Consider the following 13,123-nt stretch of genomic DNA (forward strand, 5'->3'; position numbering starts at 1 on the left):
AGATTGAGAAAACTATCGGGGCGATCGCGATCGCGTCTTTAATGCTTTTCGGTGGATGGGTTAGACTGCCTGTTACTATTCCTAGAGATTCTTCTCGCCTCTTTTAACCCCAATGATGCTGACTCCCCCACCGGAAGCTTTACAATCGGCGATCGGCACCCCGCGCAAACTCTGGTTGTTGATTCTGCTGTTTTTCGGTTCCCTCTGTCTGGTCCTCCTGTCACCTTGGTTGAGTCTCATGGTATTTCCGCCCCAACTTTTAACGGATCCGTTTCTGCAATTTCCCACCGCCAATTCTGTGCAGGTGGTGTGGTTTACGGAGTTTGCGGGGATTCAGCATCGGGTCGAATATGGGGAAAATGGGGAGAATGTGGTGGGGGCGACTACGACAAAACTGAGTCGGACTCGGGAGGATAGGCGATCGCGTTTTGGGAGTCAAACCGAAGACGGAACGGTGTATCCGAATCCGATAGTCCGAGAGATTTGGCGGCATGAAGCGGAGATTACTGGATTAACCCCTGGGGTGCGGGTCCCCTATTGGGTGACCAGTGTGCGGGAGGACCAGGTGGAAATTAAGGGCGATCGCTTCACCCTGGCAGCCAACCCGGAACCTGGGACTGATTTGAAAATTTTGCTCACGTCCGATCATCAGTTAATGCCGATGACAGCAGCGAATTTACAGAAAGTCGTCGAAACCGTCGGACGAGTTGATGCGGTGTTTCATGCCGGTGATTTAATCAATATTCCCGATCGCGCTTCGGAATGGTTTGATGATAACCGGGGAAATGCCTTCTTTCCCGTCCTGCAAGGTCGCGCTCAGTATAACTTTAAATCTGAGTCGGGAGAACAGGTTCATACCGGGGGTGAGATTATTCAACACGCCCCCCTATTTCCCACCGTTGGCAATCATGAAGTGATGGGTCGTTTTTCTACAGAAAAAGATTTATATGAGCAGTTTATCGATGCTTTTCCCCGGGAGATTGCCCATCGCCTGTACGAGGAAAAGATTGAAGAAATCAATCCTGAAGCGTCTCCGGTATTGCGCGATCGCTGGTTGATTGATAATTCCTTTAATACCACAACCTTTAATGAAATCTTTAACCTTCCCAATGCTGAAGGAAAAAATTATTACGCCGTCTCCTTCGGCGATGTGCGGTTAGTTGTGTTATATATTACCAATATCTGGCGCAATCCCAATCTCGGCCCCAAAACTAAAGGCCGATATCGAGAACGGGCGGATCATTTAACTCAACCGGAAAAATGGGGATATGGACAACATATATTTGAACCCATTACTCCAGGCAGTCCCCAATATCAATGGCTGGAACAAGAGTTAGCCAGTTCCGACTTTACCGAAGCCAAATATAAAATTGTCATGTTTCATCATCCCCCCCATTCCCTGGGAGGAAATGTGGTTCCGCCTTATACCAACCCCGTGCAACGGTTAGAATCCGATGGGATTGGGCGGATCGCAGTGCGCTATGAATATCCCCAAGACCAAGATTATATTATTCGGGATGTCTTGCCCTTACTAGAATCAGCGGGAGTCCAGTTGGTTTTTTACGGACATTCTCACCTATGGAATCGCTTCGTCAGTCCCAGTGGAATGCACTTTTTGGAAACCTCTAATGTGGGGAACAGTTACGGGGCACATGATGAAAATAATCCCCGAGAAGTGCCGGAAGATTATCAAGAAACATATATCGCCACGGGCGATCCCAATGGCTTAGATCCGGTTATTCCCACCCTGGCTCCCCTGCTAGATGACCAGGGTCAACCGTTACCCTATATTGCCAGTAATGATATCTCTGCCTTTAGTATTTTTGAAACGAATACGGGGATTGTCAGTAGTTACCGTTTTGATGCGCGAAACCCCAGTGCGCCAGTGGTTAAATTTGATGAGTTTAAGTTAAAATAATCTGCCCAAAACACGGAACCAGAAACCGGGTTTCTGCAAAAATTGTGGCATTTTGACCTAAATTTGGGTAAGAAACCCGGTTTCTCAACTTACTGCAAGGGAACCAGAAACCGGGTTTCTGAAATAACTTTTGCATTTTGACCTAAATTGGGTCAAGAAACCCGGTTTCTCACCCTACGGCAAGGGGACTAGAAAACGGTTTTGACAATCACTGGCCCTCTTCACTTCAAGAATCCGGCATTTTCCAAATTTTAATGGTTTTATCACTGCTGCCACTGACTAGCATTTTACCATCGGCAGTCATGGCAACGGCATTGACACTATCGGAATGTCCGGTTAAGGTTTGAATTTCCTGTCTGCTTCTCAGGTCCCAGAGTTTCAGGGTGTGGTCTGAACTGGCAGAAACTAGCATTTTTCCGGCGGGACTGATGGCAATACTATTGATGCGATCGCCATGTCCAGTTAAGGTGCAAATCTCGGTGGCTGTTTTGATATCCCAGAGTTTAATGGTTTTATCTAAACTGCCACTGGCTAAGGTTAAATTATCGGGAAATATCCCCACGGCAGTCACACCGTCGGAATGTCCCAATAACGGGGGAAATTCTTCTGATGTTTCTACATTCCAGAGTTTAATAGTTTTATCTAAACTGCCACTGGCTAAAATGCGATTATTGGGACTAATTGCCAGGGAAGTGACTGCCGCTAAATGTCCGGTTAAGGTGACCACTTCTTGTCCTGTGATGCCATTGTAGAGGCGAATAGTTTGGTCGAGACTGCCACTGGCAAGTAGGGTACCATCGGGACTGAAAGTGACGGCATTGACCCATTGTTGATGTCCGGTTTTGGTGAATAAAGGTTGTCCGGTTTGGGCTTTCCAAAGTTTGACGGTTTTATCATTACTGCCACTCGCTAAAGTCCAGCCATTGTAACTGAGTGCCACGGAATTAACGGGGTAAGAATGGCCGGTGAGGGTGAGAAGTTCTTCGCCGGTTTTGAGGTTCCAGAGTTTAATGGTTTTGTCCCAACTGCCACTAGCGAGGAGTTGACCCTCGGCATCTAAGGCGATCGCACTGACGGCGCGAAAATGGCCGCTTAGGGTGGTGTGGCATTCCATGCCGGGAGTTTTTAAAACTTCGACAGGGGAGACGGGTGTGGCGTGCAAATTTGGGGACTCGGGAGAGGCATGAGGATTGAAGGAAGAGGAAACCTGGGTCAAATGAGACTGAAGAATTTGGGTTTCTTGTTCTAGTTGCTGAATCAGATTGCTGGCGCTTCTGAGTTCGTCCTGCTGCGATCGCAAGGTTGCCCAGAGACGTTTTGCCCAAGCGACTTTTGCCCGTTCTTTTGATAAAATAATCGGTCGAATATCCGGGGTAACTGATGCCGGATAGGGGGTCAAATCCCAGTCACATTTAGGACAGCGATCGCATTCTCCTTTGGTAAATTCAGCTTGACAAATCGGACAGTTAGACATAATGGCTTAGATAGACGGGCAACACAACTGAGTTAATCCAACCTAACTTCTGATGGAATAGGAATTAATGGTCACCAATTCCCCAGATTTTAATTTTACCCCCGTCAAACCCCGTGACAATTTTATCTCCGTTGGGACCGATGGCGCTGCATAACATATACCCTTCATTTCCGTGAGTCGTTTTCAAGGGAGGAATGGTGTGAATGGGTCGCGCTTGTTCTAAATCCCAGATTTTAATGGTCCCATCATCGGAACTGCTGGCCATCATATTATTTTGGGAAATGGAAACAGAAGTCACCCCACTGGAATGATCCGCCAGGGTGTACAAAAGTTTGCCAGTGCCGACATTCCAGAGGCGCAAAGTGGTATCATTACTCCCACTAGCTAAGAGATTGCCATCGGGACTAATGGCAACAGAACAGACGGATCCGGTATGTTCCGTAAGGGTATGGAGTAATTCTCCGGTGAGTAAGTTTCTAATTTTAATCATATTATCATTTCCCCCACTAATCAGGGTATTTCCTTGGGGACTAATAGAGAGCGATCGCACGGTACTCGTATGTCCGTAAAAGGTCCCAATTAATTCCTGGGTGTCCAAATTCCATAAGGCAATTGTTTTATCCGCACCCCCACTCACCAGCATATTTCCTTTAGGATGAAATGCCAAGGCATTCACCCATCCTGTATGTCCTCGCAGGGTGAAACGGAGTTTGCCGGTTTTGAGTTCCCAGAGTTTAATGGTATTGTCTCCACTGCCACTGGCAAAGAGTTCGCCATTGGGGGAAATTGCCAAGGCGATCGCCGAACCCGTGTGACCGATTCCGGTTTTAATCAGCTTTCCCGTGTTGATTTCCCAAATTTTGACCGTTTTATCATTACTGCCACTGACCAAAAAATTTCCATTCGGGTCAATCGCCAACGTTCGCACAGCTTTTTGATGTTCTACGACTTGTAAGCAGCGGAAAAACCGATAGGGTTGATAATCTTCTATGGCCATTTTTGCTTTGGGCAAATGACTCCGTTTAAGCAACGCATAAGCCCATCGCTGGACGGCTTCCGATGGATCGGCCAAGGAGGAAATCAATAAGTTAACCATTTCTGATTCAAATTCTGCTGCCCTATCGTGGCGACCTTTAGCCTCTATTTCAGCGGTTAATTCTTTAATTTTTTGTTGCAAATCCGTAGTTTTTTTCTGTTCGGAAACCAGTTTGTTAGTTAACTTTAATTGTTCTGATTTTGACTCATTTAACTGGTCTCTTAAATCCTGGATTTCCTGAAATGATTCAGCGTCTTGTGGTGGCTTCAACCGCGCTATTTCTTGCTGGAGGACGGCCAACATTTCTTTTAAATCCTGGGGTTCTATCATAGGATTGCTGTTCGATTGAATCGGATGAAGGGGTTGAGAAAATTGGGGCCGATCGCCATTGCTTTGTTGTAACTGAGAAAATACTTCATTCAGTTGAGTCTCTAACTCTTGCTGCCTAGCTAGGCGTTCTTGACGCTCATGGTTAATCTCCACTTCGAGGCGAGCGCCCTGTTGGCGGACTTCCTCCCGCTCAACTAACAGGCGATCGACCTTTTCTTGAACATTAATTCGTTCTTTCCCCGCCCGATCTAAGCGTTCCCAAACCTTAGATAACTGTCCTTCAATGTCGGCTAACTTCCACTCTAACTGTTTAACAGCTGAGTCGCGTTCCTGAACCAGCGCCCAGACGTTTCGCGCCCAAAATAGTTTGGTCCCATCACCGGGAGAATTGGCTTCGGACAACTCCCCAGGCATTAAGGGGGGATTCAACGTTACATCCCACCCACAGGTTGGGCAGAATGTCTGTTCCCCCTGTACATATTCAGTGCCACACACCGGACATTTAGACGCACCACAAAATACCGTATCCATGCTTTCTATCCGCCAGAAATTCGATCGCCCATATCGGCATCTATTGTTATGCTAATGGTTTCCCATACCTTTAGCCTAGGACCTCGGTATCGCCTTCAATAGATACAGGACTGATGGATCACATAGATATAGGATGGACATTGCCAAGCCGTGGCTCCATTGAGAGTTTTGAACCTGGACGGGGGTCAATCCTAAATCCGGGTTTTCATCGCTGCAACTCAGCTTGTAAAGCTGGCTTGAGGCGTTCGTACTCCAAGTAAATCGATCGCACCAGTGCCAATGCCTCTGACGGTAAGAGCGTTCCTTCTTCGGAACTCGTTCGTCCGAGCTTTTCTAGCTGTTTGCTCAATTGCGCCAAGGGTTTCGCGCCGAGGGTGGCACTGGTTGATTTTAAAGTGTGAGCCGATCGATGGAGGGTGGGAGCATCTTGTTGCTGCAAAGCAGTTTCCAGGGTTTCTAACAGATTGGGTAAATCCTTGAGATAACTCTCAACCACTTCAATAAAGGCTTCGGGCTCATCTTCCCCCACCATTTCTCGTAAGTTTTGCAACGCTTTGACATCAATGGGCGGTTCAGAATTGGGGTCAGACAATGAAGAATTAGACATGGGAGAATTGGGGGATGGGGTGGATGGGGTGGATGGGGGAGATGGGGGAGATGGGGGAGATGGGGGAGAGACAGACTCCGGTGGGGTGGATACATCGGATGTCTCTGGCACAGGTATGGATTCGGAATAGAGATGACATCCAGCGAGTGCTTGAGCGAGGGCTTCCATGCGAATCGGTTTGCTGATGTAATCATCCATTCCTGCTTGCAGACAGATTTCGCGATCGCCTTGCATGGCATTCGCCGTCATGGCAATAATCCAAGGGCGTCCCATCGGGGAAACATCCCGGCGCAGAGTCCATTCCTTACAGATGTGACGGGTTGCTTCTAACCCATCCATTTCCGGCATTTGTACATCCATGAGGATGACATCGTAGCTTTGACGATTCAGAGCGGCGATCGCCTCCAATCCGTTACTGGCGACATCGGCGCGATATCCCATCCGTTCTAAAATCCGCAATGCCACCTTTTGGTTGACCACATTATCTTCCGCTAACAGAATCTTCAGCAGGCGATCGCTCTTGAGCGGCGTAGACTGACGCGGGAAAGCGGGAGCGCGACGGCCCTTTGAATCCTTCCCATTCGATTGCCGAGAGAAAATCCCAACCAAGATATCAAACAGTTGAGATTGCTTGATCGGCTTACTCAAAAACGCCGCAAAATCGATTCCGGACGCTTCCCGAGAAACGGGTTGCCAACCCAGAGAAGTCAACATCACCAAAGGTAAGCGATCGCCATCGGGGAGTTGACGAATCGCCGCAGCTAGGGCCAACCCATCCATATCCGGCATCTGCATATCCAAAATAGCCAGATCAAACTGGGTATCCGAATCTTGCAACCCAGCCAACGCTTCGGGGCCCGAAGCTGCGGCTGTGGTTAGCATTCCCCAGGATTGAGCTTGGCGGGTGAGAATCAGGCGATTAGTAGCATTATCATCCACAATCAGTAAATGTTTACCCGTGAGTTGCGGCACTTCATCGTCTGGACTCACCGAGGCCAAATCCGAAGTGGCTGCCGCCTGAATGGTGAAATGGAACGTCGAACCGACGCCGACTTGACTTTCCACCCACATCGTACCGCCCATCAGTTCGCTCAGACGCTTGGCGATCGCCAACCCTAAACCCGTACCCCCATATTTGCGCGTCGTGGAAGAATCCACCTGAGAAAACGACTTAAATAGGCGATTCATGCGATCGGGGGGAATTCCCACCCCAGTATCTTTCACAGAAAAGTGAATTTGATAAATCCCCCTCTCGGTGCCATTGTCCATCGGGTTCCCCAACTCGGCATCCTGCACCAACGTCGCATTTACCGAGACAATCGTCTCCCCTTCTTGGGTAAACTTGACCGCATTACTGAGTAGATTCACCAAGATTTGACGCAAGCGGGTGACATCGCCGATGATGCCTTCGGGAGTTTGGGGACCGAATAAATAAGCCAGTTCGAGTTGTTTTTCTGCGGCTTTAGAAGCGACCAAATCCAGACATTCCTCGATGCAGGTACGCAGATTAAACGGATGTTCCTCCAGGTCCATCTTCCCGGACTCTATCTTGGAGAAGTCCAGGATGTCGTTAATAATCGTCAGCAAGCCATCGCCACTGGTGCGAATCGTTTCCACAAAGTCGCGCTGATCGGCATTCAAGGGCGTATCCAACAGCAACCCCGTCATGCCAATCACCGCATTCATCGGGGTGCGGATTTCGTGGCTCATGGTGGCGAGGAATTCACTCTTGGCGCGGTTAGCCGCTTCTGCGGCTTCTTGTGCTTGCAATGCGGCTTGGCTTTTGCTGGCTATTTCCTGACGGGCGAGGGTTTCCTGTTCCAGGAGTCGAGCTTGAGCGAGGGCAATTCCCACTTGTTCGGCAACAGCTTCACACAACTCAATTTCTTCACGAGTCCAGCGTCGGAAGCGATCGCACTGATGTATCCCGATCACCCCATTGGGTATCCCCTGATAGGAGGTTCGCACCGCTAACATGGACTTGATTCCAACCTGCCGACACATCTCCTCTGCTCCTTTGAGCAGGGGGTCCTTATAGACATCATGGGAAACCAGCACCGTATCGAAGGCGACCAGTTGTTCCGCATGAGGATTCCCCACTACAGGCACTTCAAAGTTCATCATGGATTGAAATCCAGGCTCTAAATACTCCGCCACTAAGGGCATTCTCGGGGGGTCCGTGGGGATGTAACTATGAATCAAACAGCGATTCACCCCAAATGCCTGACCAATTTGAGTGGCGGTGGTGTGAAAAATCTTTTGAGCGTCTAAACTTTGGCGGATTTCCCGGCTGATTTGGCCCAGGAGTAGACTGCGATGGAGTTGCTGTTGGAGGGCGATTTGTGCCTGATTCCGCTCGATCTCACCCCCGATCCATTGGGCCATCAGTTTCAACAACTCTTGATCTACCGATTTAAAGGGATGAGTCCTGGGTTGGGGTGAGGAAAAGCTCAGACAACCGTAAACCTCTCCGGAGACGAGCAGTCGCACTCCCAGATAGGCTTCTAATCCCCGAGTTTTATAGGCGGGATGCTCGCGCCATTCGGATTCTCGGGCTGAGGGGATGCAGACGGGTTCGGATTCTCGGGTGGCAACGGAGCAATAGGTGAGGTCTAATTTAAAGGCATCCCCTTTGGTCAAGGGAATTAAACTATTCGAGGGTAATTGCAAGGCGATCGCCTCAAGGGTAGAAGCGCGATCCATCCCGTCTCGACTCTCCCTCGGGCTGTCCAACCGGCCTACCATGCCAATTTCCAAGCCAAAGCGCCGACATCCCATCTCTAACATTCGTGAGAGCCTGGTATCAAAGTCCAGACTGCGATCGGCACTCACAGAATAGAGCGCCCGAATCGCTGCCTCACTCTCTTTCAGGGAGGCAATTAATTGGGTCTTTTCCCACTCGGCCTGTTTGCGGAAGGTAATATCATTCAGGGTGCCACTAATCCCGGTCAACTCTCCGGCGTGATTGCGACTCCCTCGGGCAAAGACTTCAATCCAACGGTAGCCTCCCGCTTGGGTTCGGTATCGCATCTCATCTTCACAGTTCTGCTGTTCTCCAGAAATGAGTGCTTCTAAATATTGGGAAAAGGGAGGGACATCGGATTGATAAATGTAATTCAACCAGGACGTACCCAGGGTCTGGTCAATCTCAAATCCAGTAATTTCCTCCCAAGCTGGATTGAGAAAGGTGAAGGAACCCTGAGCATCGGTCTGGAAAATCACCTCTTTAATGTTATCCACCACGGAGCGATATTTTTCTTCACTCTGGCGTAAGGCTTCGGCGGCTTCAAAGCGTTCAGTAATATCCTGAACCATCCCTACGGCAAATTTAGGATTGCCATTGGCATCCCGAATGATGGAAACGGTCACATCAACCCAGATCCGAGATCCATCCTTGCAAATATAGCGCTTCTGGATTTCATAGCTGGGGGACTCACCGGCTACTACGGCCTGAAAGAGGGGGAGTTCTTTCTGTAAATCTTCCAGATCGGTGAAGTCAGAAAAGCTCATGGTCGAGAGTTCGGCTCCAGAGTATCCCAGCATTTTCTCAAAGGCGGGATTGCTTTTAAAAATCCGTCCCTCGTCCAAAGTCCCGAGGGCGATGCCAATCCCCGCCCCTTCAAACACGATCCGGAGTTGGGCGGCGCTTTCTTCTAGGGCTTCTTCGGATTGCTTGCGTTGGGTGATGTCATGGGCGACACAGTAGAGTAATCCTTGTTCGCGAAAGGGGGTGGTGTTCCAGCGCAGCCAACGATAGGAGCCATCTTTGCAGCGATAGCGGTTCTCGAAGCCGAGGGTGTCAACGTTCAAGTTGCTCAATTTTGCGCTTTCGGCTAAAGTGGCGGCGCGATCGTCGGGATGGACGAATTCGATAAAGGGTTGAGAGAATAGTTCTTCGTCGGTGTAACCGAGGATTTTTCCCCAGGCAGGATTGAGGCGTTTGAAATATCCATCGAATCCGGCGATACAGAGCATATCCAGGGAGAGGGTGAAGAACCGATCGCGCTCCTGTTCGGCGTTTTTGCGATCGGTGATATCCTGAGCCACGATCATCACGGAGTCGATTGGGCTGGTTTCGGTTCGCACGGGCACGGTATGGGTGAGGTACCACCGGCCATTCCAGGGCATTTCTTGGATGACTGAGGTTGAGTTGCGCTCAAGATCCTGAATACTCTGTTCTAAGAGGGTTCGGGCTTCCCCTGAAAACACTTCACTGAGGGTTTTGCCTTCTACGAATGCTTTAGAAAGTCTGGCAGTCTCTAAACCTGACCCTTCTGCGAGTAAAAACCGTTGATTTCGGTCTAGGAGGAAGACTGCACCCTGGGGAAAGTTCTGGCTGAGGGTGCGATAGAGTTCTTCACTTTGGCGAAGGGCTTCTTGCGATCGCACCTGTTCTGTCCGGTCCGTGGCGACGCCGATCACCCCAGTCATGGTGCCGCTTTCTTCCCAAATTGGGGTCAATTTATGTTCATAAATTAAGCCATTCCAATTGCCAATCCAGTTTTCTTCTTGACCGTTAAATACCTGCTGGATCTGGTTGAGGATACTCGGAGCATCGCCGTACCAGTCGAAAATGGATGCACCGATCGCTGTTTCTGGATTCAACCCTAAAGAGTGCAGGTTTTTTCCTTGCAATAGGGTAATGATGCCATTGCGATCGGTGGCATAGAGAATCACCGGGGCTTGTTTAACCAGGGTTTGGAAGTGGGATGTACTCTCGCGTAGTGCTACTTCTATCCGTTTGCGTTCGTTAATTTCTCCCCGCAATTCCTCGTTGGCGGTTTGCCATTGTTCGGTTCGTTCGGCAACCCGCTTTTCTAGTTCCAATTCGTTTTCCCGCAACGCGGTTTCCACCTGCTGCCGTTGTCCGATTTCTGTCTGGAGTTGTTGGTTGGCTTGCTCTAACTGCTCTGGGGACGCCAATGCCAAGGCTTTGGGAATCAGGGGAACCAGTAAAATCGCCGTGGCGAGGGAGACTCCGGCGGTGATCCCTTTGATTCCCCCGGATAGCCAATAGTCCGGATGCCACAGGGTCCAGATTTCCATGAAATGGCTGGTCCCACAGGAGATGATAAATGCCCCAAATAATCCAAAAATCCAACTAAAGGGCAGGTCTTTTCGCTGCCGGATAAAATATAACAGGGTGAGGGGAATGGCAAAATAGGACAGGGCAGTCAGGGCGTCGGAACCAACATGAAGCCCGACTAACCACGGCTTCCACAAGTAACAATGCCCGTGAGGGATAAATGAGAGTAAACTCTCCCCCGGCAGATTGGCGATCGCTGGGTTTGTAAACAATCCTAAAATTTGGTTCTGCATTTATCCCCCTTGGATATTGTCTCGCGCTCCATTTTATGTCTCTCGTTCCCTTGTCTTTGAGTTTCTATTGATTGAACTGCTTTCCCTTGGGCTGACCTGTTTTTGTTGTTTAGAATAGGGAGCAAACGGTAAAATCCGGTGAACGGTCTTTTCCATTTTTTTCAGTTAAAATCGAAGAATGTCAGATAGAACCCCGATCCAATTATTCTATAATTTTAGCGAAATTATAGGAGCTTTAAGCCAGTGATGCCGGATTCTTTGTTAAAGTTTAATATTGCACCAGGTGCAGATACCCGGGGGATTCGTCCCTCTGAGGAAAACAAGCAGGGGATTGCCAGTTCCCCGTCTCCAGTGGCGATCGCCATCCCGTTGGGGAATGCTGCTTGAGAATGGTGCGTTAGGTCCCCAAGGAAAGGGCTTTTGCGACTTTCCCTTGCGGCACTGACATATCCTACCCCTTAGGGCAACACTGAAGTTACATCCTGACCCCGAATCCGTCAACATTATCCACCCCAGTCATCTGAATCAGAACGATGCCTAACTCCTTAATGTATCAAGACCCCACTCATTTTGTTGTCCTCGAATCCAATCAACCGGAACAATTACTGACCGCTGAGGAATTGCTCTCCAAGCTCAAAGAAATTTTAGGCGATCGCCAGGATAATTTGCCTCGGGATTTGCAAAAGTTTCCCACTATCGATGCCCAAGCTCAATATCTTTTGGAAACCAGTTGTGAATTTGATTTGGGGCCGGGAGAATATTTTCAATGGTATGTCGTCCGCCTCGAAAAGTAAATCATTTAACCCAATTTTCAGGGAGAGTATGAGATTTTTATGTGATTTTTGAATAAGTAAAGACGGGGTAAAACCCCCGTCTTTCTAGCTAGGAAATTTACTCGGTTTGTCAAGGCTCAACGGTTAGCAATTAGAGCCACATCAATGTGATTCCCTTCAGTATTAGTGAACTGAACCGAGATGCCTGGGCCAAAAAACTTTTCGATTTTTTCTTGCTTTTGCTGCCAAATTTCCAAGGGAAATTGTGGGGAATCAAATTCTAAAATCAAAGCATAGCACCCCTCAAAGTTCTCTTCTCGAATCCCCACAAGAACGGGTCGGGCTTCATCGGAGGGATTCAGACCAAATCGTTCCAGGGAATCATCCAAATGAGCATCTTGACCATAGCGATAGCGCCTGACATCTTTGCGAATTTGATTTTGGATTTGAGTGGCTTGTTTTTCTCGCAGTTCTAAGATATCCGGGGAAGTGGGTTGAGTGAAAGGGACGGGCTTCAATTCTGCCGCTTTCAGGGCCAATCCACCGAGTAACAGGGGAATGCCATAAAAGAATCCGGCCAGATTTAAGGTGGCGTAGTCGTTAAAGTAAGCGTAGAAGCCAATCACGGTGATCAGACCCCCGAGGGATAAACCCAGGTTTCCCAAAGAAAGTTTAGCTAACATGATAGTGAGTGAATGAACGATCGCGCTTAAAGTGCAAAGTTCTATTGTCCCCTGTAGGCGATCGCACTACAACGATCTCGCCGGTTGTTTTCAGGCCGATGAGGGTTACCCTTGTTAATCTTTGTTAAAATAGGTCGGGTTCAAGAATGCCAGACCTGTCTGAATTCTGGGATAAGGGAACTCCAAAAAATAAAACCTTCAAAAAACCCGCAGGCTTAAGCCTGGGGCTACACGGACAAAGCGGTGCCTGCGCGGGCTAAAAGAGCCTTGTTAGGTGCGATCGCATCAAAGCAAGGATGATTTATTTGTTGGAATCCCCTAAGGGAACTCCAAAAAATAAAATACCCAAAAAACCCGCAGGCTTAAGCCTGGGGCTACACGGACAAAGCCCGCCTGCGCGGCGTCATACAGTTAGGTGCTTAACCATCGGGATTTGGAGGATTTATTTGTTG

General features: G+C 48.9%; 7 protein-coding genes. 3 read left to right on the forward strand and 4 right to left on the reverse strand.

The features are described 5' to 3' along the window. The first annotated feature begins 115 nt into the window (after positions 1 to 115). Positions 116 to 1,918, forward strand: coding sequence for a metallophosphoesterase family protein (locus tag NG833_RS04710; protein ID WP_375293879.1), 1,803 nt, complete (start codon positions 116 to 118; stop codon positions 1,916 to 1,918). 226 nt (positions 1,919 to 2,144) lie between these two features. On the opposite strand, the gene NG833_RS04715 is transcribed toward NG833_RS04710, so the two are convergent. The 3 genes from NG833_RS04715 to NG833_RS04725 form a co-directional block, all read right to left on the reverse strand. Then, positions 2,145 to 3,392 (reverse strand): WD40 repeat domain-containing protein, encoded by a 1,248-nt coding sequence (locus NG833_RS04715; protein WP_254564152.1) that lies wholly within the window; start codon positions 3,390 to 3,392, stop codon positions 2,145 to 2,147. Between the two features lie 64 nt (positions 3,393 to 3,456). Then, positions 3,457 to 5,289, reverse strand: a complete 1,833-nt coding sequence (locus NG833_RS04720) for a hypothetical protein (RefSeq protein ID WP_254564153.1) — start codon at positions 5,287 to 5,289, stop codon at positions 3,457 to 3,459. Positions 5,290 to 5,494: 205 nt separating this feature from the next. Further along, positions 5,495 to 11,215 (reverse strand): PAS domain S-box protein, encoded by a 5,721-nt coding sequence (locus NG833_RS04725; RefSeq protein ID WP_254564154.1) that lies wholly within the window; start codon positions 11,213 to 11,215, stop codon positions 5,495 to 5,497. A 243-nt stretch (positions 11,216 to 11,458) separates the two neighbouring features. Here NG833_RS04725 and NG833_RS04730 point away from each other — a divergent pair, with 243 nt between their 5' ends. After that, positions 11,459 to 11,602 carry a hypothetical protein gene (locus tag NG833_RS04730; protein ID WP_254564155.1) on the forward strand — a complete coding sequence of 48 codons (144 nt, stop codon included), beginning with the start codon at positions 11,459 to 11,461 and terminating at the stop codon, positions 11,600 to 11,602. A 146-nt stretch (positions 11,603 to 11,748) separates the two neighbouring features. After that, entirely contained in the window at positions 11,749 to 12,009 is a 261-nt protein-coding gene (locus NG833_RS04735; RefSeq protein WP_254564156.1) for a chlororespiratory reduction protein 7, read from the forward strand. Positions 12,010 to 12,125: 116 nt separating this feature from the next. Here NG833_RS04735 and NG833_RS04740 read toward each other — a convergent pair whose 3' ends face one another. Continuing rightward, positions 12,126 to 12,671 (reverse strand): DUF2854 domain-containing protein, encoded by a 546-nt coding sequence (locus NG833_RS04740; protein ID WP_254564157.1) that lies wholly within the window; start codon positions 12,669 to 12,671, stop codon positions 12,126 to 12,128. Between the last annotated feature and the right edge of the window lie 452 nt (positions 12,672 to 13,123).

The organism is Oscillatoria sp. HE19RPO (assembly GCF_024220515.1).
Classification (GTDB): domain Bacteria; phylum Cyanobacteriota; class Cyanobacteriia; order Cyanobacteriales; family Laspinemataceae; genus Laspinema.